Annotated in this window: 29 protein-coding genes; 20 read left to right on the forward strand and 9 right to left on the reverse strand. The window is 52.5% G+C overall.

What is annotated here, in order from left to right:
* Window positions 1-216: 216 nt before the first annotated feature.
* A complete protein-coding gene (locus AB8516_RS00100; RefSeq protein WP_369156873.1) occupies window positions 217-366 on the forward strand; it encodes a hypothetical protein in 150 nt (49 codons plus the stop codon).
* Between the two features lie 507 nt (window positions 367-873).
* On the opposite strand, the gene AB8516_RS00105 is transcribed toward AB8516_RS00100, so the two are convergent.
* Window positions 874-1,062, reverse strand: a complete 189-nt coding sequence (locus AB8516_RS00105) for a hypothetical protein (RefSeq protein WP_369156875.1) — start codon at window positions 1,060-1,062, stop codon at window positions 874-876.
* Between the two features lie 51 nt (window positions 1,063-1,113).
* Here AB8516_RS00105 and AB8516_RS00110 point away from each other — a divergent pair, with 51 nt between their 5' ends.
* The 7 genes from AB8516_RS00110 to AB8516_RS00140 all read left to right on the forward strand — a co-directional run bounded on the left by AB8516_RS00110 (window position 1,114) and on the right by AB8516_RS00140 (window position 6,393).
* Window positions 1,114-1,971 (forward strand): tyrosine-type recombinase/integrase, encoded by an 858-nt coding sequence (locus AB8516_RS00110; RefSeq protein WP_369156877.1) that lies wholly within the window; start codon window positions 1,114-1,116, stop codon window positions 1,969-1,971.
* The gene (locus AB8516_RS00115) at window positions 1,964-3,094 is read left to right on the forward strand and encodes an IS91 family transposase (protein ID WP_369156879.1); all 1,131 of its coding nucleotides are present in this window, start codon (window positions 1,964-1,966) and stop codon (window positions 3,092-3,094) included. Before AB8516_RS00110 ends, AB8516_RS00115 begins: the two co-directional genes overlap by 8 nt.
* A gap of 350 nt (window positions 3,095-3,444) precedes the next feature.
* Window positions 3,445-4,101 carry a DUF5343 domain-containing protein gene (locus tag AB8516_RS00120; RefSeq protein ID WP_369156881.1) on the forward strand — a complete coding sequence of 219 codons (657 nt, stop codon included), beginning with the start codon at window positions 3,445-3,447 and terminating at the stop codon, window positions 4,099-4,101.
* Window positions 4,101-4,697, forward strand: coding sequence for a Swt1 family HEPN domain-containing protein (locus AB8516_RS00125; RefSeq protein ID WP_369156883.1), 597 nt, complete (start codon window positions 4,101-4,103; stop codon window positions 4,695-4,697). The genes AB8516_RS00120 and AB8516_RS00125 overlap by 1 nt, the downstream gene beginning before the upstream one ends.
* Before the next feature lie 91 nt (window positions 4,698-4,788).
* The gene (locus AB8516_RS00130) at window positions 4,789-5,019 is read left to right on the forward strand and encodes a hypothetical protein (RefSeq protein ID WP_369156885.1); all 231 of its coding nucleotides are present in this window, start codon (window positions 4,789-4,791) and stop codon (window positions 5,017-5,019) included.
* Between the two features lie 39 nt (window positions 5,020-5,058).
* Window positions 5,059-5,511 (forward strand): hypothetical protein, encoded by a 453-nt coding sequence (locus AB8516_RS00135; protein ID WP_369156887.1) that lies wholly within the window; start codon window positions 5,059-5,061, stop codon window positions 5,509-5,511.
* Window positions 5,512-5,604: 93 nt separating this feature from the next.
* A complete protein-coding gene (locus AB8516_RS00140) occupies window positions 5,605-6,393 on the forward strand; it encodes a hypothetical protein (RefSeq protein ID WP_369156890.1) in 789 nt (262 codons plus the stop codon).
* 102 nt (window positions 6,394-6,495) lie between these two features.
* On the opposite strand, the gene AB8516_RS00145 is transcribed toward AB8516_RS00140, so the two are convergent.
* Complete coding sequence (locus tag AB8516_RS00145) at window positions 6,496-7,644, reverse strand: GGDEF domain-containing protein (protein WP_369156892.1); 1,149 nt, start codon at window positions 7,642-7,644, stop codon at window positions 6,496-6,498.
* 454 nt (window positions 7,645-8,098) lie between these two features.
* Between AB8516_RS00145 and AB8516_RS00150 the strand changes: the two genes are divergently transcribed.
* Entirely contained in the window at window positions 8,099-8,470 is a 372-nt protein-coding gene (locus AB8516_RS00150) for a hypothetical protein (RefSeq protein ID WP_108340947.1), read from the forward strand.
* 352 nt (window positions 8,471-8,822) lie between these two features.
* On the opposite strand, the gene AB8516_RS00155 is transcribed toward AB8516_RS00150, so the two are convergent.
* From AB8516_RS00155 to AB8516_RS00165, 3 genes are all read right to left on the reverse strand, one after another.
* The gene (locus tag AB8516_RS00155) at window positions 8,823-9,113 is read right to left on the reverse strand and encodes a GIY-YIG nuclease family protein (RefSeq protein ID WP_108292326.1); all 291 of its coding nucleotides are present in this window, start codon (window positions 9,111-9,113) and stop codon (window positions 8,823-8,825) included.
* A 112-nt stretch (window positions 9,114-9,225) separates the two neighbouring features.
* Entirely contained in the window at window positions 9,226-9,618 is a 393-nt protein-coding gene (locus tag AB8516_RS00160) for an OsmC family protein (RefSeq protein WP_369156895.1), read from the reverse strand.
* Between the two features lie 13 nt (window positions 9,619-9,631).
* The gene (locus AB8516_RS00165) at window positions 9,632-11,038 is read right to left on the reverse strand and encodes a dihydrolipoyl dehydrogenase (protein WP_369156897.1); all 1,407 of its coding nucleotides are present in this window, start codon (window positions 11,036-11,038) and stop codon (window positions 9,632-9,634) included.
* An 83-nt stretch (window positions 11,039-11,121) separates the two neighbouring features.
* Here AB8516_RS00165 and AB8516_RS00170 point away from each other — a divergent pair, with 83 nt between their 5' ends.
* Together AB8516_RS00170 and AB8516_RS00175 are read left to right on the forward strand one after the other, a co-directional pair.
* Window positions 11,122-11,259 (forward strand): hypothetical protein, encoded by a 138-nt coding sequence (locus tag AB8516_RS00170; RefSeq protein WP_369156899.1) that lies wholly within the window; start codon window positions 11,122-11,124, stop codon window positions 11,257-11,259.
* A 48-nt stretch (window positions 11,260-11,307) separates the two neighbouring features.
* On the forward strand, window positions 11,308-11,763 hold the full coding sequence (locus AB8516_RS00175; RefSeq protein WP_369156901.1) for a hypothetical protein: 456 nt from the start codon (window positions 11,308-11,310) through the stop codon (window positions 11,761-11,763).
* A 104-nt stretch (window positions 11,764-11,867) separates the two neighbouring features.
* Here AB8516_RS00175 and AB8516_RS00180 read toward each other — a convergent pair whose 3' ends face one another.
* From AB8516_RS00180 to AB8516_RS00190, 3 genes are all read right to left on the reverse strand, one after another.
* On the reverse strand, window positions 11,868-12,149 hold the full coding sequence (locus tag AB8516_RS00180; protein ID WP_369156903.1) for a hypothetical protein: 282 nt from the start codon (window positions 12,147-12,149) through the stop codon (window positions 11,868-11,870).
* Between the two features lie 73 nt (window positions 12,150-12,222).
* Window positions 12,223-13,290, reverse strand: a complete 1,068-nt coding sequence (gene glcE / locus AB8516_RS00185) for a glycolate oxidase subunit GlcE (RefSeq protein ID WP_369156905.1) — start codon at window positions 13,288-13,290, stop codon at window positions 12,223-12,225.
* Complete coding sequence (locus AB8516_RS00190; RefSeq protein ID WP_369156907.1) at window positions 13,290-14,747, reverse strand: FAD-linked oxidase C-terminal domain-containing protein; 1,458 nt, start codon at window positions 14,745-14,747, stop codon at window positions 13,290-13,292. Before AB8516_RS00190 ends, glcE begins: the two co-directional genes overlap by 1 nt.
* Window positions 14,748-15,068: 321 nt before the next feature.
* On the opposite strand from AB8516_RS00190, the gene AB8516_RS00195 reads away from it, so the two are divergent.
* From AB8516_RS00195 to AB8516_RS00235, 9 genes are all read left to right on the forward strand, one after another.
* Entirely contained in the window at window positions 15,069-17,159 is a 2,091-nt protein-coding gene (locus AB8516_RS00195; RefSeq protein ID WP_369156909.1) for a TonB-dependent copper receptor, read from the forward strand.
* A 273-nt stretch (window positions 17,160-17,432) separates the two neighbouring features.
* Window positions 17,433-18,335, forward strand: a complete 903-nt coding sequence (locus tag AB8516_RS00200) for a prenyltransferase (protein WP_369156912.1) — start codon at window positions 17,433-17,435, stop codon at window positions 18,333-18,335.
* Window positions 18,336-18,412: 77 nt separating this feature from the next.
* On the forward strand, window positions 18,413-18,916 hold the full coding sequence (locus tag AB8516_RS00205; protein WP_369156914.1) for a hypothetical protein: 504 nt from the start codon (window positions 18,413-18,415) through the stop codon (window positions 18,914-18,916).
* A 400-nt stretch (window positions 18,917-19,316) separates the two neighbouring features.
* Complete coding sequence (locus AB8516_RS00210) at window positions 19,317-20,300, forward strand: CoA ester lyase (protein WP_369156916.1); 984 nt, start codon at window positions 19,317-19,319, stop codon at window positions 20,298-20,300.
* Window positions 20,297-21,472 carry an ADP-forming succinate--CoA ligase subunit beta gene (gene sucC, locus AB8516_RS00215; protein ID WP_108294394.1) on the forward strand — a complete coding sequence of 392 codons (1,176 nt, stop codon included), beginning with the start codon at window positions 20,297-20,299 and terminating at the stop codon, window positions 21,470-21,472. The genes AB8516_RS00210 and sucC overlap by 4 nt, the downstream gene beginning before the upstream one ends.
* Window positions 21,469-22,338 carry a succinate--CoA ligase subunit alpha gene (gene sucD / locus AB8516_RS00220; RefSeq protein WP_108294396.1) on the forward strand — a complete coding sequence of 290 codons (870 nt, stop codon included), beginning with the start codon at window positions 21,469-21,471 and terminating at the stop codon, window positions 22,336-22,338. The genes sucC and sucD overlap by 4 nt, the downstream gene beginning before the upstream one ends.
* 77 nt (window positions 22,339-22,415) lie before the next feature.
* Complete coding sequence (locus tag AB8516_RS00225) at window positions 22,416-22,907, forward strand: hypothetical protein (RefSeq protein WP_369156919.1); 492 nt, start codon at window positions 22,416-22,418, stop codon at window positions 22,905-22,907.
* Window positions 22,908-22,920: 13 nt separating this feature from the next.
* The gene (locus tag AB8516_RS00230) at window positions 22,921-23,442 is read left to right on the forward strand and encodes a TlpA family protein disulfide reductase (RefSeq protein ID WP_369156921.1); all 522 of its coding nucleotides are present in this window, start codon (window positions 22,921-22,923) and stop codon (window positions 23,440-23,442) included.
* A 179-nt stretch (window positions 23,443-23,621) separates the two neighbouring features.
* Complete coding sequence (locus AB8516_RS00235; RefSeq protein ID WP_369156923.1) at window positions 23,622-24,332, forward strand: AAA family ATPase; 711 nt, start codon at window positions 23,622-23,624, stop codon at window positions 24,330-24,332.
* A gap of 7 nt (window positions 24,333-24,339) precedes the next feature.
* Here the strand turns inward: AB8516_RS00235 and ettA are convergent, their stop codons facing one another.
* The gene (ettA, locus tag AB8516_RS00240; RefSeq protein WP_369156925.1) at window positions 24,340-26,007 is read right to left on the reverse strand and encodes an energy-dependent translational throttle protein EttA; all 1,668 of its coding nucleotides are present in this window, start codon (window positions 26,005-26,007) and stop codon (window positions 24,340-24,342) included.
* Between the last annotated feature and the right edge of the window lie 570 nt (window positions 26,008-26,577).

The following is a 26,577-nucleotide window of genomic DNA, read 5'->3' on the forward strand; positions in this document are numbered from 1 at the left end:
TCAGCAAGAGAATCAAGACCCGGCATGGGAGGAAACATAATGAATGAAACAAATAAAGTGGTTAACAGTGTTGATTCTGCCCGATCTGGTAAGCAAGCGTATTGGATGGCTGTATTGGATCTGGGTGTCAGCACTGTGGAGATTCGGCCGAGTAGTAAGAAGCCCAGTGCCCGGCGAAGCTACGGTTTTATCTGTATGCCTTAGAGGAAGTGAACAATGAATAATCCAACAACTACCGCTATTCATGAAAATCCGACAAAAGCCTGGATGAAAAAGCTAGCTTGGGGCCTTCCCCTGTTTTTTCTGATCAAAGGATTATTATGGCTGGCAGTTCCTATTCTAATCGCGATGTATGGATTAAATTGATTAGGAATCCTCAGGATAAATCTGCGGAAACAGAGTCAACCAAGGAATTTTTTAGAACAAGTACTCTAAGATGCTAGCGTCACTCTTTTTCCTGGTGGGGGGCATAAATCGAGCAAATGGTTACAGGTGGGTAATAATGAAAAGGAAATTTACGATACTATCGCCTTACAAGACAACTCAAGCCAATGATGCCGCGATGGCATCGTGCGAATCAGGAGAAAGGAGTCTGATCCGAATGGCATTTATTTAAGCAAAGAACCACCGTCATCCCGGCGCAGGCCGGGATCCAGAATGCTTGATGGTGACGGTATTCCTGGATTCCGGCCTGCGCCGGAATGACGAAAATCCTGAAATTCGTCTTGAGTAAGTGCCATTCGAGTCTGATCCTATAGTGCGTACTCGTGCTATTGATCCTTCTATGGCGCAAATATCAGGAATTATGTTCTGCAGTATGCCTTACCTATTCAACAAGTCTCTGGTATTCTTTTGAATATATAGGGATTTGTGTCATCTGGCAGGATGCCCCTTCCAGTTGATCTCACTTCCATTAGTTTCTAAATGATAATTATTTACGATGCGGCATAATACAATATCTGGAGCCGGCGGCATAACACGATAAAAAGAGCCGGCAATATAATCACCTGTTGAACTAAACCGCTTCGCGGGGCCTTTCACAACCCACCCCTGAGTCATCATCAACCAGACTCCTAAAGGACCACTGTTGGTCTACCACACAGGAGTCAACCGATGACACAACTTCGCGAACAGATGATAGACGCCATGACCGTGCGTGGATTTTCGCCGCGTACCCACCAGAGCTATCTGATGGCGGTGAAGGATCTGGCCCGTTATTATCAGCGTCCCCCGGATCAACTCGGTGAGGATGAGTTGCAAGCTTACTTTCTGTATCTGGTCAAGGAACGGCACTTAAGCGATGCCAGTTGCCGGCTCTATCGCCATGCCATCCGTTTCTTCTATCTCGAAGTGCTCCAGCAAGCGTCGTTCGATGTGAAGATCCAGGTGCCCAAACGCAGGCAACGTATCCCGGAGTTACTCCAGCGATCGGAGATCGTACGCATGCTCAATGCCTGTTCCAACCGTAAGCACCATATGCTATTGCTGACCTGTTATGGCTGCGGCCTGCGGGTCAGTGAACTGGTCAAACTCGAGCTTCGGCATATCGATGGAGAACGCGGGTTGCTGCGCATCGATCAGGGCAAGGGTGGTAAGGACCGTTATGTGGGCTTGTCGCCGACGTTGCTCAAGCACCTGCGTGACTATTGGCACGTTGAGAAGCCTGTGCGCTGGCTGTTTCCCAATGAACAGCATCCCGATGAAGCGTTGTCGATCAGCACGCCGCAGAAGGTATTCCGACGGGCTAAGCGCCAGGCGGGCATCACCAAGGTGGGTGGCATCCACAGCTTGAGACACGCCTATGCTACCCATCAACTGCAGGCCGGCATGGCAGTGCAGCAGTTGCAGTATCAACTGGGCCACCGCAGCATCCAATCGACCTTGCGCTATGTACATTGGGTGTTCAATGATCGTCAGAGCGATCGCCGTGGCGCCGATTTGATTGCAGCGCTGGGGCTGCGCGATGGCTGAGGCCATCGACCTGCAAACCCTGCTCAAGCGCCACCTGCCCACCTACCGCCAACACCACCGTCTCGATCTGCGCCGCTGTCAGGTATTGTCACATCTGATGCAGTGCCGGACTGAAGCCATGGGTGGGGTACGCTTAGCCTGTGACCCTTGTCAGGCGCATCAAAACCACTACTATGCCTGTCGCGACCGTCACTGCCCGCACTGTCAGTGGCAAGCCTCGCGGCAGTGGGCGGACAAGCAGTTGCGTGCCCAATTGCCGGTAACCTATCATCACTTGGTGTTTACCCTGCCCGAGACCCTCAACGGTTGGATCGAACTGTATCCTCAGCTGATCACGACCTTGCTGTTTCAAACAACCTGGGAGACGCTACAGGCCTTCGCTGAAGACCCCAAGCGCTTGGGCGGGGGGTTGGGGATGACCGCGGTGTTGCACACCTGGGGCTCGACGTTGACACGCCATGTGCACCTGCACTGCCTGGTGCCGGGCGGCGCGCTGAGCCCGCAAGGCGAGTGGAAACCGAGCAAGAGCGATTATCTGTTTCCTGTGCGTGCGCTCTCAAGGCGCTTTCGCGGTCTGATGGTCAGCCGATTGCGGGCCTGTGCCCAAGGCGGGGAGCTCACACGCATCAGTCGTCCGGGCGAGATCGATCTCATCCTGGAGCGGTTGATGGGACAAGACTGGGTGGTCTACAGCAAGCCCTGTCTGCGCACCGAGCATGTCATCGACTATCTGGCCCGATACACCCACCGCACTGCCGTCAGCAACCGCCGACTCCTGGGCTTGGAGCAGGATCAGGTTGGCTTGCGCTACAAAGACTACCGGGACCGGCGCTGGAAGGTCATGCAGTTGTCTGTCGATGTGTTGATCCAGCGTTTTCTGCTGCATGTACTACCCAAGGGCCTGATGCGTATCCGCCATTACGGCTTCCTGGCCAATGCCTGCCGGGCCAGGCAGTTGCCCCGCATCCTTAAGGCGATCGCCGAGGCAGGCCTACAAGCGGTGGTTGAATCAGAAACAGAGAAGCAGGTGGCCCGTTGGTGTTTTGCCTGTCCCTGCTGTCAACGACCGATGCGTGTGGTCGCGCAACTAGCGCCGCAATGGCAACGCATGGAAGGCGGATGACGATGCCCTAGCCTGAGCGTCGGCGTCATCCAGACACTTGATCAGCTCAAGCGCTGAGGTCAAAGTGCGGCCAATCCTCTGAAAATAGGTTATTATCGGAGCAAAAGGGAGCCGCAAGCCGTGCTCGAACCACAGGGAGGTCGGTCAAAACCGCTCCCAACAGCCCTAGCGCAACGGAACGCTGTCACGCCAATCTCCCTCAGGTGCAAGGCGCCAAAAACAAATTCTTATTAATAGAGAGTGGGCAGCCACCCCAAGGTCGGCTTAGTCCAACAGGCGTTTATCCCGCATGCGGAAAACGCACGAGGGATAAACACTACACGGTTAGAAATTAAAAGGAGTTCCAAGTAATGGCAGAAAACCTACCTTATAGCACCTCCGTAGGAGTCTTGGAAAAAGTTTTAGAAAAAATCAAGACTGCTTCCGAGCCTGATAGGGTTACTCAAAATTTCTTACACACGAAACTTGGCTTAAAGGGCGGTGCCGCTAACGCAGCAATTCCGTTCATGAAGAAAATGGAGTTTGTCGGAAGCGATGGGATTCCAACAGATTTGTATCGTGAATTTAGAAATCCAAAACAATCTAGGATCGCAATTGGTACTGCCTTTCGAAAATTATACGCTCGCCTTTATGAAATGAATGAGTATATCCATGATGCTTCTGACGATGAAGTGTTGGGCTATATTGTTCAGTGCACAGGCGGAGAAAATGATTCAAGAGTTACACAGCAAACTCTTTCTACTTTTAACATGCTTCGGAAACTAGCGGATTTTGATGTTCAAGAAGAATATGACGCTCCTGAGTACATAGAGGTTACACCTGAAAGCGAGACGGTAACTCCTGCAGTTACACTTCCTCCAACGCAAGGTGGAGAACATCCTTCAACTTACAATGGTAAGTCTTTGAACCTTTCATACACAATAAATCTTAATCTTCCTGCTACAAAGGATATAGAGGTATTTAACGCAATATTTAAGAGCCTGAAAGAACATATCCTGGATAATTAATGATGGAATACGAAGATAAGGTTAAAGCCTTTGGTATGACCAATATGCTAATCGAAACCGAACTCGATAGCATCGAAAACCGATACGAGATAGAACTTCGAAATGATCAACCTCTAAGTGAGCAGTCCAAAGAAATAGAGGAAATATACTTTCCGCAGTTTGAACAGGGACTACGAAAAGAAGCAGCGTACATGTCTAGGAACTACGAGCTATTTTATTGCCTAGAGAAAACAATACGTCAGCAAATTTCAGAGTTGCTAGAATCAACAGAAGGTGATGCCTGGTGGAATGATACGGTCATACCTCAGCATATAGTTGGTGATGTGAAAAAGAGGATGCAGAGAGAACGCGAAGCAGGAATAACACCGCGTTCTCCTGACCCATTGGATTACACGAACTTCGGCGAACTAGGAGAAATTATCAAGAAGAATTGGCCTGTATTCGCTAGTATTTTTAACAATATCAAGGCAGTAGATAAAGTTATGTTTAACTTAAACACCTTGAGAAATCCTATTGCTCACTGCAGCTTACTCGCAGAGGACGAAAAGTTAAGGCTAGAATTAAGCCTAAGAGATTGGTTTAGGCTCACAGAATGATTTCTAACAAGAAAGTCATGCCGTTCACTGCGTTCACTCGGACGCGCTATCGCGCGCCGCATACTTAAGCGTTAGAAGCACAGGATAAATATTGAGATTTAAACATCAACATAAGAAAACTGAGCTGTTGGGATCGCTTAAAGGCTTTGATAAATTTCTAAGCCAGTGTGTTGTATGTCAGGAAATTGGTTATGATCCAGATAAGCTGAAGTTAAAACAAAACAGGCATTTTCAAAAGCGAGCTAGAGAAAATTTTAATCCAGTAAAGATTAACGATATAGGCGTCTGTGAGCAATGCCAGAAACATCTATCAAAAGACTGAGCGAAGATATGAGTAGACCGACTAGCATTGCTTCTAAAAATGTATAACGAGACAAGAGGTCTCGTTAATAAAGCTATTATGTTCGAAAAAATAATGGAGCCACCAAGATATTTACTTAACAGATTCGGTTATGTTATTTCCCGAATCGTATATTTAATAGCATGCGGCCAAGCGCGCATTGGCATTTCGAAAGAGTTTTGTTACACGCTAAGTGCCAGCAAAGCATTCGGAGAGGGTGGTCGTGCTTATGAAAGAGGCGATTATGAAGTTTGTTACGAGATACTTTCTCCTTATCTTGCAGCTGAGCAAGATGGAGTGCATGGAGGTATAAAATACCATCTCGGTTTATTGTTTTTTTATGGTAGAGGTGTAACCCTCAACAGAGGGCAAGCAAACAAGCTATTTGAAGAGGCCGCTTTACTTGGCTGGGAACAAGCGCAACAGTATTTGTCACAGTTTAAAGGTCGCAGCAGTGAGGAACATTACAATTAGCTCTAGTCGTTCGTCACTTCGTTCCTCACTGGGACGCCCGGCATTGCCGGCCGCCCCTAAGCATCAGCGTTATGAGTAAAAAGGAATTAGATAGTGTGGAATCCGTTTCGTAGCACACAGTTACTTACAGAAGAGGATTCATATTTCCAATTTGAATGCTTCAAATGGTTATTAACTCATTTCGGGGGTGATGACTTCTATAAAGGAATAGAGCTTGTGCTTCCAACTGAAGAGTACTTTCCTGCGGTGGTGGACTCGAGTGAGTCTGCTGCGCAGACAACATTCAATCAAGTGAAAATGTTTGCTGGGTTGGAAAAGTGGCCGGTAAAACTTGAGGAGCAAGAAGAAGACCCTAATATTCATATTGGGGATACACTGATCGTACAAAATGTAGATCCTAATCCGTTAGGAACATTCTCTTCTAATGTTAACGATGAAATAAAGATTACGTACAATCCAAAGATTGTATCTGACCCTCAACAAATGGTAGCTACATTTGCTCATGAGTTATCACACTATCTAACTGGCACAGCACATGAGCCTCCTCCTGGTGGATGGGAGAATTGGGAGTTTGCCACTGATATTGGAGCAACATTTCTAGGATTTGGCATTTTCATGGCAAATTCTGCTTTTAGCTTTCGCCAGTACTCAAGCGGTGGCATATCTGGTTGGCAAACTTCTGGCTCCGGATATTTATCGGAAGCAGAACATAGTTATTCTTTAGCTGTGTTTTTACGGCTTAAGGAAATACCACCAGAAAAAGCTATACCGTATTGTGATAGGAGTATTAACGCTTATGTGAAACAAGCTTTAAAAGAGATAGATAGTGGCAATATTATCCAAGAGTTACGAGGTATAAAGTATGTGCCACAAAACTCATAACAAAACGCAGCAGCACGTCGCTATCGCGGCTGGACGCAGCAGAGCTGCGCCGCTGTGCTAAAGCGTTACAACAAGCATTGATTCCCATTCAGAATAACAGTATCAATGAACTATCCCAGAAGTCGGCTCGACTGTATCCAGTTCGCCACCATCAACATGTAAAATCCCACCGCCCCCATGTTTCAGTTTGCTGCGGTACATCGCCTGATCGACACTTCTGATCACACTATCCAGGTCGTGGCCATGATCGGGGTATCTGCCCATGCCGATGGAGATGCTGAAGTCGATGCCGTTCTCTTTGGCGTAGTCGTCGATTGCCTGTCTCACGCGCTGGGCAACTGTCTCACCGCACTGTTTGGTGGCATGGGGCAGCAGTAGCAGGAACTCGTCTCCGCCGTAGCGTGCCACCAGGTCTTCGTCGCGTACTGTACTGGAGATGCTGTCTGCAACGCCTGCCAGCACGCGATCGCCAACATGGTGGCCATGTGTGTCGTTGACTTTCTTGAAGCCGTCCAGGTCTGCGAACAGGACAACCACGCTGTTCCCATTCTCCTGGCTCTGGAACAGGGATGACGAGCGTTCCACCAGGGCGCGCCGGTTGAGCAGCCCGGTGAGGGCGTCGATGTTACGCTCGTGGGCAAGTTTGGCGCGGCCGAGTTCTATCTTTGCAGTCAGGGTGTAGGAGTAAATGACGATGATCGCAAAGAAGACGAGAAAAAAGATTGCACTGACCGAAAACAGGTCCACATAGTCAAACAACCGCAGGCTGACGATCAATATGACTGCGCCAAGGCTGCCTATGACCGCTTCACCGAACAACCGCAGGCCGTAGCGCATGCCGTTGCCGAGAATAACCATCAGGTAGACCAGAAAACCGGGAGAACTGATGGTGGTATCCGCCAGTACCGCGAAGGAGGCCATGATGATGTCCACCCACATGGTCAGGCGTTGACGCCAGGGCGCGTGCGGTACCCGGGAAGCGTGCCGCATGAAGAACAGAATCTCGATGCCAAAGGCCAGGAAGAGCAGGTTGACCACCTGAAGGCTGGTCCAGTCGCGTACCTGTTCCTCGCCGCCGAAATTGAAGTAGAGGAGCGCCAGGCCGCAAAACAGCAGGCGTGTCCAGTACTGGGTGCGCTGGTCTTCCCAGGACATCCGGTGTTCGGATCCCTGTCCACCTGTCTGGTTTTTGCGGCGTTCTATACCGGAACGCCTGTCCGCTGTACGTCGACCGGAATTGATCTGATTCACCCGTTACCTTCTCTGGTTGTTCCGTGGGCCTTCGCGCGACACCCTAGCTTAATCCGACTGGCAGAAAAGTCCAGGCCATTACGATAGCAAATCCTGTTGAGTAGACCCACCAAATACCTTAGTCCATAACCACCAGGCAATAATGGTTTCAACAAGTTAGGGACAGGCACCTGATCATTCGCCGCTGATATGGATGACCAGGCTTCTTTTCTCGTGCCATGAGTGGCGTTTGATCAGAGACAACAAAACCACTTGGATGATTGCCAACAGGTCCTGGAGTGTGTGGATTCAGGGTCTACTCGGGGCTGCAGGGCGGCGAAGCAGCGGGTCGACGATGGTAAAAACTCCGCTAGACTGTTGTTGATGAGTGAGTGTCAAGATTTCTGAAACCGATTCGGCATTGCGTTGTATGATTGTCGTAATTTATCACCAAATTCGATCAAGGATTATTGCCATGCAAATGAAACCTGGACTCTATTTCTTGTCTGCCATGCTCAGTGTCGTCATCGCTGCCCCTATCAACGCATATGCTGAGTGCGCAAAAGACATCATAGGCAAGTGGCAGCAGTCACATGTCGAGTTTGCCGGTAATAGCATTAAAGACGATAGTCAATCCTGGGAGTTTATGAAAAACGGCACGGTCCGTTTTCTTAAATCCCGTCCGGCAATCGATAAGACAGGGGACTATAGCTGCGAGGGGGATATTATTCACATGAAGGGAGCACTACCCGGACGATTGAAGATCCTTGCATATGATGGCGGGACAATGGCACTGGAATCGTTGGATCATGGGGGTGGGATCGCCCATGTTGTAAAGATCAAATAGCCGGCATGTCACACTACAAATCCGCAAAACGGTCCTATGATAGCATTATGTTTCTCTCTTCCATGGAGTGATTCCAGCAAGTTAAGAGAAGAAAGCGATTGATAAAAAAATTGTCTCGTTAGAGTAATTTGTAGGTTGCTCTAATTAATAAGTGTCACTAATCTATTGAAAGACGAAAACAATATTGAAATCATCAGTAATATCTTTATTTAAGGGTCAGTTCTGACTACCTGACGCTGCCTAACTAACACACAAGCTAAGATCCTACGATCACGTCATTCCGGCGTATGCCGGAATCCAGATGCTCCACACGATTGTCGACCGTCTCTATTTCAGCAAAGAATATTGCTCGTCAAATCAGCTCCGGATACAAATCCAGCCAGTCTGGATTCATCGCTTCAATCGTCTTTAACTTCCACGCCCGCTTCCAATTCTTGATGGCTTTTTCCCGCTCAATAGCAGATGCCATCGTCTCATGCATCTCATACCAGACTAATGTATGCACACTGTATTGACTGGTAAAACCTTCAACTCGATTATTCTTATGTTCCCAAACCCGCTTTAGCAAGTTAGAAGTCACACCCGTGTATAGGGTTCCATTTCGTTTGCTGGCTAATAGATACACGCACGGTTGTCGCTTCATACCACCTCCCTGGCATTCTCTCTGGATTCCGGCCTACGCCGGAATGACGGGATCAGTGAAGTCTATCTACAATTTCTTCGGTGGATCCTAAATATTGGGCATCATTATCGGCTCACACAAGGTCAAATGAGAACCCGGGCGTATCCATCATGTGACGTTTCACGGCGCAGAGTTCCATTGCCCGGACGATGCCGCTATGGTACTTCTCAGGGAAACCGTCGGGAAGAGTGAGACGGAATATGACCTTGACGATCATCTTTTTCTTCTCATCGTTGACACAATCCATGCGCAGATCCATGCCTTCGGTTGAGAGTTTGCGTGATTCGCAGAAATTCCAGGCATAGATACCCGCGCAGGTGGCCAGCGAGGCGAGAAACAGATCGAAGGGGGCGGGGGCGCTGGCTTCACCGCCGTACTTAAGGGGCTGGTCTGTCTCTATGGTGTAATCGCCGACCTTGGCCTGAATACGTTTGCCACCTGTGAAACTGACCTGAATGGATTCCATCTTGATGTACCGCTTATAGGGGATAGAGCTCTTTGACCGGGCCTTGGTTTTTCACCTCGACCTGGGCATACAGGTTGTTGAGCGCCGCCTGTAACGCCTCTTCGATGACGGGATGGTAGAAAGGCATGCGCAGCAGGTCGCCGACAGTGAGTTGCTGGGAGATGGCCCAGTTGAGCAGATGGGCCAGGTTTTCGCCACGGGTGGTGATCATTTCGGCACCCAGGATCCTGCCGCTGGCTTTATCGCCGTAGACGCGGATGATGCCGCGGCTCTGGCCCATGATCTGGGCGCGTCCGACCGGGGCGAGCTTGACCTCGCCGATGGCAGCTTTCCCCAGATCCAGGGTTTGGTAGGTTTCGCCAACCAGACAGATGTTCGGGTCGCAAAAGTTGATCGCCAGGGGGACCTTGCGCTTGAATGCGGTGACTTCATCCTGGGCGGCGTTGTGACCGGCGATTTTACCCTCGTCACCGGCCTCGTGCAGGATAGGGCGTTCGCCATTCACATCGCCTGCGATGAAGATATGGGAATCGCCGCACTGCATGGTGTTCGGGTTATAGACAGGGATACCGCGATCGTCGACTTCGATGCCGGCGTTCTTCAATGCCAGGCCTTCCACGTTGGGCGTCCGCCCGAGACTTGCAAGGACCTTGTCGACGACCACTGAATGTTCACCCGCGGTGACGCGCAACTGCGCACCCTCTTCGCTGATCTCGACCGGTTCACCCAGGTAGATGGGGAACTCCCGTTGCATGGTCTCTAAGGCCATCTGCGAGACTTCCGGATCCGTGGCGCCGCCGATGGTCTGCGCCATATCGAAACCGTACACATCGATCTCCAGGCGGCTTAGGGATTGCCCCAGTTCCAGGCCGATCACGCCCAGGCCCACCACGGCCACCGATTTCGGCAGATCTTCCAGTTCGAAGAAGGTGTCGGTGGTCAGCACCTTGTCGCCGAAGGCCTCCCAGGCGGCCGGCACAACCGGGCGGGATCCCGTTGCGATAACGATCCTGTCCGCAACAACCCGGTCGCCGTTGTCGAGCTCGAGGGTGTGGGGATCGACGAATTTCGCATACGCCTCGATGAACTTGTCGCCCATATTGTCGGTACTGTTGGAGAGGACCCGGTCGACGAAGTTGTCGCGCAGATCCTGTACATGCTCCATGGCTTCGGGGAGATCGATGGTCAGTTCCGTATGGCCGTCCACACCGTAGCGATTGAGGTGGGTTCTGCGATGGTAGTCCTCGGCTACCTGGATCAAGGCCTTGGAGGGCATGCAGCCGACCCGCGCACAGGTGGTGCCGGGTTCGCCACCATTGATTAGGAGAAAGCTTTTACCGCTCGGTCCGACTCTGCTGGTTGCATTCAATCCCGCTGTTCCTGAGCCGAGGATAGCGACGTCAACTTTTTTCTCTGCCACGGAGGCCTCCTGCAATGGTTGTGCAGATCGGGATTCTAACGGCTCGTGTCGCAAAATACAGCCATCAGAATCAGGGTTAATGATTGACTTGGTCAATCCGCACCACCGATAGCGGGAGCGAGACGCCGCAATGGAAACGGATAGCCCGGGAATCTGCAGAAAAAACCACACCACCCGGATCCGAGACTGTTTCAACCACCTCGATTGCGGTATGGTCGTGATCTGAAATAACAAATCCGAAAACGACAGATAGCGTGAGGAGATTTTGCATGAAGTGGTGCCGATTATTATTGCTCTTGCCGTCACTGGCGCTGGCCCAACCGCCTGGCGGGCAAATAGACCAGCAGCAGTTCTTTGAACAGTCGAAGGAGAAGATGCTGCCGATGATGGCGAAGAGCATCCCCGCCATGAAGAAGACCAAGAGTTGCCTGGAAACGGCAAACGATCAGGCAGCGTTCGAGAAGTGTGCAGAGATCATGACCGCCATGGAGAAGGAGATAAAAGAACGGTTGGGGCCGGTGCCCGGCGTGCCGAAGGGACAGCAACAACCGACGAAAACCCCGAAGGACATCAAGTTTACGCCGGAAGCCAAAAAGAACATGATTAAATTCCTGGAACGATCGATCATGATCGGTACCTCCATGCAGAAGTGCTTCACTGAAAGCAGCACGGTGGATCAGATGCAGGGCTGTATGCAGGCGGCACGACCCAAGCCCAAGCAATAGGTGTCAGGCTTATCGCACACCTGATTCAGGGATTGATTTCAGGATACTGCGCTCCAGTATTGCTATTGCTGACGATAAGCCGTCGGTGTCTGCATCTCGGTTTGTCACTCCTGCGGCAGCGGTCTGAAGCGGTAACCCTGGATGATTACCGGCTTTTCCTCTGCAGGAGCGATTGCCGGTAGCGGCTGTGCCGCTTCAAGCTGTGACTGGTTGGTGACTGGTGGCGCAAGCAGCAGTGGCGGGGGAGGACGGTAATAGTGTTGTCGATATGCAGGATGAGATTTTGTCTTTCCGTGGCCGCCGAACGAAATGCAAAAAAAGGCCTGTGCAGGGTGAAGCCAGCAGAGCACCGTAAACATGAGGGTCGTTTTGAGAAGAGTGGGCATGAATCCTCATTGGGCTGGATAGAGGGCGGAAATATTTGCGTAATCCGACAGGCATGAGAAGGTACACGGCTCTTCAGTAGTCTTCATAGTGTCTGCCTGGATTGAATATCCCTTCCGGGTCAAAAACCTGTTTCAGCTGTTTCTGCATGACGGTGATCCGCGGATGGAGCGGATGAAACATTTCCCCTCTGCGATCTCCATTGCGAAAAAGTATGGCATGCCCAGACTCTTTTTCCACCAGCGAACGTATCTCCCGCGCAGGCCGGTCTGTGGCCAGCCAGCGTAAACCACCGGACCATTCGTACAGTATCCGGCCCTCGATATCGAGCTTTGCCGCAGGTGGCAGTGAGAGACGCCAGAGCGGGCTTTGCTGATTGAAGTAGTCGTGTTGCTGATCCCGCAGGCCCTGCCAAAATCCGCTTTGGGGCTTGTCACAGGGATCGAGTCCGTAACGGGTCTGAATCTCCTCCAGACGCTGCTCGGAGCAGGCAATTCGTACCTTGTGATTGTTGTCAAGGCTGTAGGTGGCGGTGATGGGTACACCCTCGATCAGCATCTTGTGCAGCAGTGCCCAGGCCGCGGGCTGCTCCGCCGAGAAAGCGAGGGTGTATTCTTGCATGGGTTTGGGCAATACCTTGATCGATACCTCCAGCAGGATACCCAGGGTTCCCATCGCCCCTGCCATCAGGCGCGAGAGATCGTAGCCAGCCACATTTTTCATCACCTGGCCGCCGAACTTCAGTATCTGGCCCTTTCCGTCGAGTAGCTTGATACCCAGCAGCTGATCCCTGGGTGATCCGCCCCAGGGACGACGCGGACCACCGAGCCCTGCAGCGATGGCGCCGCCGATGGTGCCTTTGCCATCGAAATGGGGTGGTTCGAAGGAGAGCATCTGTCCCTTTTCCAGTAACGCATCCTCAATCTCCTGCAAGGGTGTTCCGGCACGCGCCGTGATGACCAGTTCCGTGGGTTCGTAGCTGATGATACCGCGATGTTCCGCAAGCGACAGGGGCTCTCCGGCCAGCTCACGACCATAAAACGATTTGCTGCCGTGCCCCATCACTTGCAGGGGACGGACATCATGGGCGGCATCCTTGACAGCCGTTTGAAGCGATTGACTGCAGTCGCGGTCGTTGCTCATCAAAAGCGCTCCAGTTCGGGGAAACGCAGTTTTCCTGCGTGTACATGCATGGCGCCGAATTCGGCACATCGGTTCAAGGTTGGAATCGCTTTCCCCGGATTGAGCAGGGTAAGGGGGTCGAACACCCTTTTCACCGCATGGAAGGTCTCCAGCTCTTCATCCCGGAACTGGGCGCACATCTGATTGATCTTCTCCAGACCGACGCCATGCTCACCGGTGATGGTGCCGCCCACAGCGACACACAGCTCGAGTATCTCGCCGCCGAAGGCCTCTGCCTGTTCCAACTCACCCGGATTGTTGGCATCGTAGAGGATCAACGGGTGCAGATTGCCATCGCCTGCGTGGAACACATTGGCGCAGCGCAACCCGTAACGCTGCGACATCTCATCGATCATCTTCAACACCTTTCCCAATTGATGGCGGGGGATGGTGCCGTCCATGCAGTAGTAGTCGGGGGAGAGACGTCCCACGGCGGGGAAGGCATTCTTTCTTCCCGCCCAGAACCTGATCCGTTCCTGCTCGTCCATCGCCGTCCTTACTTCAGTGGCCCCTGACTGTTTCAGGATCTCTCTGACCCGCATGATCTCTTCCGAGACTTCGGCATCCACACCATCCACTTCGCACAGCAGGATCGCCGCCGCCTCAGTGGGATAACCGGCATGGACAAAATCCTCCGAGGCGCGAATCGACAGATTGTCCATCATCTCAAGTCCGGCGGGGAGAATCCCCTTGGCGATGACCTGCGCCACCGCATTGCCCGCGGTCTCGATGTCATCGAAAGCGGCGAGTACGACCTGTTGCCGCTCAGGTATCGGCAGCAGCTTCACCAGGACCTCCACCACCACACCCAGCATCCCTTCCGAGCCGGTGATCAGGGTCAGCAGGTCGAGACCGGGTGCATCGAGGCTGCCGGCGCCCAGGGTGATCCTTTCGCCATCGATGGTGATGAGGGTGACCTGTAATACATTGTGCAGGGTCAGGCCATATTTCAGGCAGTGCACACCACCGGCATTTTCCGCCACATTGCCGCCGATGGAACAGGCGATCTGCGAGGAGGGGTCGGGGGCGTAGTAGAGGCCGTAGGGTTTGGCCGTTTCGCTGACCGCAAGATTGCGTACTCCGGGCTGCACCCGCGCCTGCATATTATCGCTGTCGATCTCCAGGATCCGGTTGAGTCTGGCGAGGCTTAGCAATACGCCCTCTTCGTGAGGCAGGGCGCCGCCCGAGAGTCCGGTGCCCGCTCCCCGAGCCACCACGGGAATCTGTTGCCGGTGGCAGAATCTAAGAATCTCCTCGACCTGCTCGGCGGTATAGGGCAGCAACACGATCAAGGGCACCTTACGATAGGCGGAGAGGCCATCGCACTCATAGGGGATCAGCTCCTCCTCGCGATAGATGATGCACTCTGCGGGCAGCATCTTTTGAAATTCCCCGGCCAGGGTCAGACGATCATGCATTGGGTTACCTCGGATGGATGCAGCTTATAGGTTACACCAGATGAGAAAAACATGGATCTTGTAAGTGTAAATGTCAGTGCGCGCCTGAAGGCTGTGCATGGCAATTGGGGATAAAGCGTGCAAACAGGACTTCAAATATATCCCGGTCAGCGCCAGATTCGTCTACGGCATATACCATAGTGTGTGCGTCATATCCCCTGATTTAGTCTTAAGAATCCCAGTTCGATCTCCTTCTTCATTTTATAAATCAATCTGTTAGCTCAATGGACCGATATTTGCTGTCCTCAACTGGATTTGATAACTAAAAAATGAGGTAAATCGATGCGACTCAGAGCTCTATCCTTAGCAATCGGCTCCCTGTTGGCAACATCCTGCCTGCATGCTGAAGAGCAGGTGGAAAAACTCGGCGAAATTTATGTTGAAGGTAAAGCCGAAACGACGCCTGCTGTGACCAGGACACCGGTGGACGACAGTTCACAGGGGCTGCCAGCGGATGGTGGTGATTTTCTGCGTGATATCAATGGTGTTTCAGGTATTCGTATGGGGGGGCACGGCATCGATCCGGTGATTCGCGGTCAGAGCCAAAATCGACTCAACATCATCCTCGACGGCGCCTACATCCATGGCGGTTGTCCCAACCGCATGGATCCACCGACAGCCTATTCCGCCTTGGAGAGCTATGACAGTGTGACTGTGATCAAAGGTTCTCAGACGGTGATCTACGGCGGTGGCGGCAGTGGCGGTACGGTACTGTTCGAACGCCAGCCGCCCCGCTTCAAAGATGGCAAGTCTTATGTGGGCGAGGTGGATGCCGGTTACAAGGGCAATTCAAAGACCAAGGAGTTCTCTGCCGACATCGCCGCGGGTTCTGAAACCGGCTATATACGGGGTGTGCTCGGTTATAAGGATGCCGACAATTATGAGGATGGTGACGGCAACGAGGTGCGCTCCGCCTACGAAAACCGAAGCGGAAATCTGATATTGGGTTATATGCCCGATCAGGACAAACGCCTGGAACTCAATTTCGAGGCGACCCGGGAAGACGATACCCTGTTTGCTGGCGCGGGTATGGATTCACCCAAGAGCGATGCCGACAACATCCGTTTCAAATACCAGCAGAGCGATGGCTTGGGACCCTTTGCCGGGATCAAGGCCGAGATCTATTCAAGCCAGGTGGACCACTTGATGGACAACTTCTCGCTGCGTGAATTGAGCGCACCCATGCTCATGGAGGTGCCGGCTACGTCGGACACCGCGGGTGGGCGCCTCTATGGCGATATCATGTTGGGCGGCAGTAACCTCACCATCGGTATCGACTACCAAAACAACGAGCGCGATGCGGACCGCTTCTCCGGCATGCCGATGATGGCGGAGCCGACCACTTTGCAATCGATAATGTGGCCAGGCGCAGAACTTGAACAGACAGGGTTGTTTGCAGAACTGGCCATGCCGGTGGGGGAAGAGAATCTGCTGAAGCTCGGTTTACGCTATGACCGGGTCGATGCCTCGATCTCACGGGGGGATGAAAAGCCCGATCTGGGCCCGAGTCCGACACCCAATGACCTCTATGCTGCCTACTATGCCGAGACATCGGACGAGCAGGCGGAAGACAATGTGGGTGGATTTATCCACTATGAACACATGCTGGGTGACGGTTCGCTTTTCGCCGGTTTCAGCCGCAGTGTCAGAACTGCGGATGCGACAGAACGCTATCTTGCCAGTTTCTCACGCAACATGATGACCGGTATGGATTTCAGCTGGGTCGGTAATCCCGAGCTGGAAGCGGAAAAACATCATCAGCTTGAAGTAGGCTACAAGTGGCAGAACGCAGGACTCGATACCGATATCACGCTCTATTACAACGATGTCTCTGACTATATCCTGAGGGACAAGGCCAGAGGTCAGGACGGCATCCTGGTTGCGAATGGCACCGCAAATATCTATCGCAATGTGGATGCTGAGTTCTACGGTGTCGAATGGCAAGCAGGGTATCGTCTCTCCAATAGTCTGAAAACCAGTGCGAGCCTGGCCTATGTCAGAGCGGATAACAGCACTGACGACAGACCCATTGCTCAAATAGCACCCCTCGAGGCGACCGTCAGTCTGGACTACGCCAGTGGCGATTGGGAGCTGGGGGGTAGTGTGCGGGCAAATGCGAAACAGACACGCGCCGATCTCGAGAACGGCAGTGGACAGGACGTACAGGAGACCCCGGGCTGGGGTGTGATCGACCTGCATGGCAGATATGCGTTGTCGAACAACAGCTCAATCCGCTTTGGTGTCGACAACCTGTTGGACAAGCGTTTCGCCTATCACGTCAACAGGGCCAATGTGGATCCCTTCAATCCGGAAGCCATCCAGGTCAACGAGCCTGGCCGCGAAGTTTGGCTGAGAGGTTCGGTGAAGTTCTGATCGTGTGGTGTGCGACCGGGGAGTGCTGACCACATGTCGGTTCCAGACATATTGCCCCGCAGGCCTGCAATCAGGCCCCAACGGCAGGGACCTGCTGTTGGGGCCTGGATCTCGCCAGGTCAACCTTGTTGCCGGGTTAGTGGTTGATCGGATTTCATTCGTGCCGCGATTATCGGCTATCCTGGGATATTTGCGGTTTTATTGCTTCACTGTTTTACAGTAGTCTGTGTGGCTCGACAGCTTATATCTTAAGAACAGGCCCTAGGACAACCGATGATACCGTTTCCCGTAATTGGCGTTGCCAGACCCAATTTTCTGATTCTGACACCCATCTGTGTCTCACTTGGTTTGGCTAGCGTCCTGTTGAGTGAACACGGTGTGACATGGGGCTTGTTTGCTGTCGTGCTGCTGGGTGCCTTAATGGCACATATCAGTGTCAATGCGCTCAATGAATATACGGATTTTCAGTCGGGACTCGACTTCAAGACGGATCGCACACCATTCAGTGGCGGCAGTGGGACCTTGGTGATTCAGCCCCGCCTGGCGCCCTATGCGCTGGGTATCGGCTTGGTATCTCTTTTTGTAACCCTGATCTGTGGCATATACCTTCTGCAGCATGTAGGTTGGGGGCTGGTCCCGATAGGTGTTCTCGGCATGCTGATCATCGTTACCTATACCAGTTGGATCAATCGCAACAGAGTGCTGGTACTGGTTGCGCCAGGTTTGGGATTCGGGCCTTTGATGGTGATCGGTACTTACTATGCTTTGACGGCTGAATACAGTTCCACCGCATTGTTGCTGTCTATGATTCCATTCTTTCTGGTCAACAATCTACTGCTTCTCAACCAGCTACCCGATGTGGATGCTGACCGCAGTGTGGGTCGCGACAACTTTGCCATCGCCTGGAGTACGGAAAAGAGTGCATGGTTGTTCCTGATATTCTGTATCCTGGCCTACCTGATGATTATTATGGGAGTGGTGCTGGGCCGCCTGCCTTTTACGGCGCTCATTGGTTTGGTCACAGCCGGATTCGCCTATCAAGTCTTTAAAGGCATAAGAGCGTATAGGGGTGAGATCAAACAATTGATACCTTATTTGGGTAAAAACGTCGTACTCACCCTGGTCACTCCGCTTTTGATTTTTCTCGGCATACTGGCCGATATAATAATTATTTGAATTACGTATCTTGGAGTATGTAATCAATATCTCTGGTCAAAAAATCTTATATAAACCTGCCTGGTGGGAAACGACAATTGCAGCTCTCCGACAATCACAATTCGCTTTTATGGGCTCTCCTGGGGTTGCTATTTGCAGCTATCTGTCTAGTCGCGCTCTACAAGACATGGCCGATACTATTTCCCGATACGGTACTGAAGACGGCTGTCGATCCGGCTTGCGATCTGCGCGCCGGAGCCTGTATGACCCAACTGAATGAGGGTGGCAGCATCACCTTCTCCATTGAACCGAGAGAAATCCCGGTTGTGAAACCCCTGCAGCTGCAGGTCAACCTTGCAGGCATCCGTGCAAAGAGTATCGAAGTGGATTTCAGTGGTGTGGATATGAATATGGGCTTCAATCGATCCAAGTTGAGCCGTGTTGCCGATGGCGTTTTCAGCGGACAGGCAATGTTACCTGTGTGTGTCTGGGACGCCATGGAGTGGGAAGCCCAAGTCTTGATCGACACTCAAAAGGGATTGATTTCGGTACCGTATCGCTTCATTACAGTCCGCCCGGGGGTTCCCCTGCCGGATTCCTAGTGCCAGTTGACCGGGCGGCTCATTCCTTATCGTTAATCCCCGGGGCAACCATTGCCTGATTAGGGGTGTAATATAAAATATCATTGATAAACAGTTATTTACATGAATGTATAAACAACTTTATCTGTCATTTATTCTCCTCCTGTGGTAAATACTTGCCCTGTTTGTGGAAATCTTTATCCACACTCGGGCAGAAATAGATAAAAAAGTAAAAACCTGAAACCGTGGATTCAGAGGGAAATCCACGTACAAGGTGTTGATTAGTAAAGCATAAAAAAATCATAGCCAAACACTTTGGCTGAGTGAGATTTTCTAGTGCTCAACTGATCAGACGCTTGTGCGCGCTCCCGACTGGATTATGGATTCAGGATAAGTACAACAATCACGGAGGTATTCCCATATGGCCTATAAGAATCGCTTGCATCGGAGCGAACTGGCTGTGCCAGGCAGTAACATGCGGATGATTGAAAAGGCGCCGCATGCCGGAGCTGATCTGGTGTTTCTCGATTTGGAAGATGCTGTCGCCATTTCCGACAAGGAGCAGGCACGGCGGAATGTCATTCATGCACTCAACAGCCTCGATTGGTCGAAGTGCTCCGTATCCGTAAGGATCAATGGCTTGGACTCACACTTTTGCTATCGCGATATCGTCGATGTGGTGGAGCAGGCGGGGGACAAGCTGGATACCCTCTTGGTACCGAAAGTCGGTCAACCGTCGGATCTGCAGTTTGTCGCCCTGTTGCTGGAGCAGATTGAGGCGGCGAAGGGATTCAAGCCGATTAATCTGCATGCCTTGATCGAAACCGCCATGGGTATGGCGAATGTGGAAGCGATTGCGCAAAGCTGTCCCGATCGCCTTGAGGCACTGGTGTTCGGTGTCGCTGATTATGCCGCTTCAACGCAGGCCAGAACCATCAGTATGGGCGGGGTGAATCCCGACTATCATGTGCTCAGTGATCCCAATGACCAGGGACAGCGTAAGACCTATCTGGGCAACCAGTGGCATTTCGCCATGTCGCGCTTGATCGTTGCCTGTCGCGCCTATGGACTCAGACCCATCGACGGACCGTTCGGTGACATCAGCGATCCTGATGGCTATCTCGCTGTGGCAAAATCATTCGCCGCCCTTGGGGGGGAGGGAAAGTGGGCCATACACCCCTCACAGGTTCCGCTTGCCAATCAGATTTTTTCCCCTGATGAGGAGGAGATCGAACGGGCAAGAAGAGTTTTGGACGCAATGGAAAAAGCGGCAGCCGAAGGATTGGGTGCGGTCAGTCTCGATGGCCGCATGATCGATGCCGCATCCATTCGCCAGGCCGAGGTGATCATTGAAAAGATGAACCAGATAGAGGGCAAGGCCGTCAGCAAGGAGGCCGTTGCATGAACATACATGAGTATCAGACAAAGGAGCTGTTTCGCAGCTACAAGATACCCGTACCGGAGGGACGCATGGCCCATTCGGCCAACCAGGCCCTCTCAATGGCGGAACAGCTGGGTGGTGACGGTTGGGTCGTCAAGGCGCAGATCCATGCCGGCGGTCGGGGTAAGGCCGGTGGTGTTCAACTGGCGACGAGCCTCGAAGAGGTGCAGGAGCATGCTGAGAACCTGATAGGCAGGCGCCTGGTGACCAGGCAGACCGGAGAAGTCGGGCGTTTGGTCAACCGGGTATTGGTTGAACAGGTTCATCAGATCGATACGGAATACTACCTCGGCCTGGTGATCGATCGCGGTAGCCAGCGGATTACCCTGATTGCTTCCGCCGCCGGTGGAATGGAGATTGAAGAGGTGGCCAGGGCAACACCGGAAAAAGTGATCCGGGAAGTGGTCGATCCGGCGGTGGGCCTGCAGGATTTTCAGTGTCGCAAAGTGGCCGCCGGCATCGGTCTCAGTGGTAAAAATATTGTTAAAGCGGCACGTATCATGAAGAGTCTTTATCGCTGCTTTCGTGATAAGGATGCCCTGATGGTCGAAATCAATCCACTGGTGATGACCACAGATGGTGAGTTTCTGGCCCTGGACGCAAAAATGTCCTTTGATGGTAATGCCCTGTTCAGGCATTCGGAAATTACCGATCTTCGTGATTTTGATGAGGAGGATCCAAAAGAGGTTGAGGCCTCGGGCCATGATCTCAACTATATTGCCCTGGATGGCAGTGTCGGCTGTATCGTCAATGGCGCCGGACTGGCCATGGCGACGATGGATGCCATCAGTCTGTATGGCGGGAAACCGGCTAATTTTCTCGATGTCGGCGGTGGCGCTTCACCGGAGAAGATCGCCAATGCCTTCCGTATCGTGCTGGAGGACCCAAACGTCAAGGTTGTCATGCTGAATATCTATGCCGGAATCAACCGCTGCGACTGGATTGCGGAAGGTATCGTCAAGGCGATGGCGGAGCTCTCGGTCGAGGTGCCGGTCGTGGTGAGATTGGCAGGCACCAACCTGGAAGCGGGCAGAGAGATACTGGCAAACTCGGGACTCGACTACATACATGCCGACCGGTTGAGTGATGCCGCGGAAAAGTCGGTACAGGCAGTCAATCAGGGGGTGGCGGCATGAGTATCCTCGTCAATAAGGATTCACGAGTCATTTTTCAGGGCTTTACCGGGCAACATGCCACGTTTCATGCCGAGGAAGCAATCCGGATGGGAACTCAGGTTGTGGGTGGCGTCACACCGGGCAAAGGCGGTCAAATCCATATCGACAGGCCGGTATTCGATACCGTGAGGGATGCGGTAGTCCAGGCCGGCGCCGATGTCAGTGTGGTCTTTGTACCGCCGCCTTTCAGTGCCGATGCCGTGATGGAAGCCATCGAAGCGGGGATCAAGGTAATCGTTGTGATCACCGACGGTGTACCGGTGCAGGATATGGTCAGGGTGAAGCGCTACCTGATCGGTCACGATGCCATCATCGTCGGTCCCAACACGGCAGGGGTGATCACTCCGGAAGAGTGTAAGGTCGGGATCATGCCGGCCCATATCTACCCGAAGGGACGTGTTGGGATCGTTTCTCGTTCGGGCACCCTGAACTATGAAGCGGTGGAGCAGATGAGTGAACTGGGACTGGGGGTCTCAACCAGTGTCAGTATCGGTGGCGATCCTGTGAATGGTTGTGATTTTCTGACCCTGCTGGAGAAGTTTGCCGATGACGACGAGACCGAGGCGGTACTGATGATCGGCGAGATCGGTGGCGCCCAAGAGGTCGAGGCGGCTGCCTGGGCCAGGGATCACCTGAACAAGCCCCTGATCGGTTTCATTGCCGGTGCGACGGCACCGCCGGGGCGCAGAATGGGACATGCCGGAGCGATTATCTCCGGAGAGGGGGATACTGCCCAGGCTAAAATGCAGCGTCTGGCAGAATTGGGTGTCCATGTCGTGCAGAATGCCGCGGAAATCGGCAAGACGGTTCACCACAGCTTTAAATGAGGCGAATCAAGGGCCAAGCTTTCATCCTATGGCTCTGTTTGCCCCTTTTCAGTGGAAGCGTGGTGGCGCAGAATCGGATGACCGATCCTGTTACGGGTGTTGTCACATGGGAGACAACCACACATGGGGTGACACTATCGTTGACCCAGATGCTGCCGGATCAGGCCCGTGCCTTCTATCTCAATCGCGGACTGTCGGCCGAAGCCACCGAGGCCTATGCCAAGGCCTGTGTCTATAGTGTGGTGTTACGAAATGACACCGCTCCCGGAGTGGTTCATTTCAGATTGGCCGATTGGTCCGTAGTGAGTGAGGGTGAATCCAAGCCTCTGCCGAGCGTGGAGGGATGGCTCAGTCGTTTCGAGGAATATGAACACCCGAAATCTGCGACAATTGCATTCAGATGGGCTCAATTTCCGCCGCAACAAGCCTATCAGCCCGGAGGTGACTGGAATCAGGGAATGCTCGCTACCGGACTCCCGGTCGGTAGTGAATTCGATCTGGTGGCCCGCTGGGAAGTGGCCGGACAACCCTATCAAGGTGTGTTGAACAATGTGCGTTGTGCCCGCTGAGTACATAAGATGGATGGGAATATGGTTGTGTCTGGGACTTGCCCCGGCGCAGGCGGAACTCCCTCCGTTGACCCATGACCTGATACCGGTCTCGGAATCACGATCGGCGCCCGATCTGCGATTACCCGATATGGATGATGAGATAGTCGATATACGATCGCTGAAGGGCAAGGTTGTCGTCGTCAACTTCTGGGCAACCTGGTGCCCCCCCTGCAGGCGTGAGATGCCATCTCTGGAACAGCTCTATCAGGCGACAAAAGAGCGGGGTGTCGTGGTGTTGGCTGTCAATATCGGTGAGGACGTCGATGCCATCTTTCCCTTTCTCGGCAGAGTGGAGCCCTCGCCCAGCTTCCCGATCCTGCTCGACAGTGACTCCTCAAGCCCGTCAGCTTGGAAGGTGAGGGGGTTGCCTACTACGTTCGTGGTTGCCCCTGACGGTAAACTGGCCTTTCAGGCAGTGGGTGGTCGCGAATTCAGTCATCCCGATCTGATCAACCAGCTGATGAGCCTGTTTGAGGAAGGGAACATTAAATGACACAGCACTCGATCGAGCAGGGTATTCTTTTCAGATTGGGTATCCCGGCAGCCATTGTAAACTCAAAATGGTATCGGAAAGCCCTTAAGTTGCCTCTCTCTCATGTCTGTTACCGCTTGTAATTGTTCCTCAATAGGAGGAATATTCCCCCATCAGACCACAGGAATAGGTTCCGTGCGATGAAAAGGCTTTTGATCCTCAACAGCAAGGGAGGCTGTGGAAAGACAACGATAGCGACAAATCTGGCGGGTTTTTATGCCGCTTCAGGGACGTCGACAGCACTCTTCGATTACGATCCTCAGGGATCCAGCAAGCGTTGGTTGGAGCTGCGTCCAGACCAATTTCCAGACATCAGTGGTGTGTTTGCCGCCAAGACCACTCAAGGAAGTGTCACACGTTCCTTTGCCCTACGGGTCCCCCCGGATACGCAACGCATCATTGTGGATACCCCCGCATCGATGAAACGTCTGGAAATGATGGAGATGCTGCGCTCGGCAACAGCGGTTGTGGTGCCTGTACTCCCATCCGGAATCGATTGTCATGTCACTTTGGATTTTCTCAAGCAGCTTGGTGACCTGGTCCGTCAGATGGGGCTCAATCTTCCGATAGGTATCGTTGCCAACCGGGTGCGCCTCAATACACGTGCGTTCAAGAAGCTTAAAGCGTCGTTGGAGGATCTGGATGTGCCTCTGGTGGCCTTTCTGAGAGAGTCGCAAAACTATGTTTATGCGGCCGAGTCGGGATGTGCGGTAGTCGACTTGAAACAACCTGCATTTAAAAAAGACAATCAACAATGGTCGATACTGATCAACTGGCTGGAGACAGGTGAGCTTCTGTCATCCATCCCTCCCAGCAACAACGAATCGCAACACGCACTCAATCTGTGCTAGTCGTATCTCAACTGCTCAGGCGCTTGTATCTGATTCGATGCGGTTGATCGGCCTCAGCGCCGAGACGCTGTTTGCGATCGGCCTCATAGTCGGCATAGTTGCCTTCAAACCACACCACGCCTGAATCCCCCTCGAAGGCGAGTATATGGGTGGCGATGCGGTCGAGGAACCAGCGGTCATGGCTGATGATGACCGCACAACCGGGGAAGGAGAGCAGGGCCTCTTCCAGGGCGCGCAGTGTCTCCACATCGAGATCATTGGTCGGTTCATCGAGGAGCAACAGATTTCCGCCGCTTTTTAACAACTTCGCCAGGTGCACCCGGTTGCGTTCACCGCCGGAGAGATCGCCGATACGTTTCTGCTGATCGGAACCCTTGAAGTTGAAGCGGCTGACATAGGCTCGGGATTGCATCTGAAAGCGGTCTACGGTGATGATATCCTGGGAGTCCGAGATCTCCTCCCAAACCGTCTTGTTTGCGTCCAGGGCATCACGGCTCTGGTCCACATAGGCGATTTCCACGGTCTCACCGATGCGCATCTCTCCGGCGTCGGGCTTCTCCTGGTCGGTGATGATGCGAAACAACGTTGTTTTTCCCGCACCATTGGGGCCTATGATGCCGACAATGCCACCTTTGGGTAGGTTGAAGGTGAGGTCGTCGTATAGCATACGATCGCCGAAGGATTTTCTGAGGCCTACTGTGTCGATTACCAGATCGCCCAGCCGCGGTCCCGGGGGAATATAGAGTTCATTGGTCTCATTACGTTTCTGAAACTCCTGAGACTGCAACTCTTCAAAACGCTGTAGACGGGCCTTGCTTTTTGCATGGCGTCCTTTGGGATTGGAGCGAACCCAATCCAACTCCGCCTTCATGCTCTTGATATGGGCCGCTTCCTCGTGGGACTCCTGTTCCAGGCGTTGCTCCTTCTGTTCCAGCCAGGAAGAGTAGTTACCCTCCCATGGGATGCCATAACCACGGTCCAGTTCAAGAATCCAGCCGGCAACATTGTCGAGAAAATAGCGGTCATGGGTGACCGCAACCACTGTGCCGCTGTATTCATGGAGAAATCGTTCCAACCAGGCCACCGATTCCGCATCCAGATGGTTGGTGGGTTCGTCGAGCAGCAGCATATCGGGTTTTTCAAGCAGTAATCTACACAGAGCCACACGACGCCTTTCACCACCCGATAGGGTTTTAACATCGGCATCCCAGGGCGGCAGACGCAGGGCATCAGCGGCAATTTCCAGTTGGCGCTCGATATTGTGTCCATCAGTGGCCTGGATAATATTTTCGAGTTCAGCCTGCTCCTTCGCCAGGGCGTCGAAATCGGCATCCGCCTCTGCATAAGCGGCGTAGACCTCGTCTAAGCGGTCCAGGGCCTGTTTTACATCGCCCAACGCGGCTTCCACATTACCACGCACATCAGTGGTTTCGTCCAATTGTGGTTCCTGGGACAGGTAGCCGATGCGGATGCCTGGCTGCGGTCGTGCTTCTCCTTCAATGTCAGTATCGACACCCGCCATAATACGTAACAGGGTTGATTTGCCGGCGCCATTGAGACCCAGCACACCGATCTTGGCGCCGGGGAAAAAGGAGAGTGATATATCGCGTAATATCGGTTTCTTAGGTGGGACGATCTTGCCCACCCTGTTCATCGTGTAAATGTACTGGGCCATGGATAGTTGACAATTGTTGGATTGGGATGGCGCTTAGGGGCCATTTGATCCCGGTATAATAACATGTGATTCCTGAAATCTGATAGTAAATGTCGGTTTTATATGAGCATGGGAAATAAATAACTGGGGAGCTTGATATAACCCAAATGTCAATTACACTTATTATTGTCTCCAGCGAATTTTGGCCAATGCCAGCTGGTTATGAGTGTTCAACCAATGCCATAATCTGTATGCAGATGGGCTGGAGATGATGTCGGTCATAATGCTGTCCGCACTAAGCGGTTCTCAGCATGGTGTGCATGACCCCCATCTTGGGTATCTTGTAAACTTCTACAGAGGAGACTGGGTATTCAACTTGATGGAATCGCATGATTCAGGGTTGACAGGCTTGGCTAAAACATACGTATGAGAAGAGTGCGTTTTGATAGATAAATCGCAATTGAATCTAAAGCAAGCGTATTGGAGTCCGGCCGTTTCAATCTAAGATCGAGGTTCCGTATTCATCAATAGAGCCAACAGAACCCCGCTTAGGCGGGGTTTCTCATTTCGTACGCCTCTTTTGTGTTAACA

Source organism: Candidatus Thiodiazotropha sp. LNASS1 (assembly GCF_964212655.1).
In the GTDB taxonomy this organism is placed as follows: domain Bacteria; phylum Pseudomonadota; class Gammaproteobacteria; order Chromatiales; family Chromatiaceae; genus Thiodiazotropha.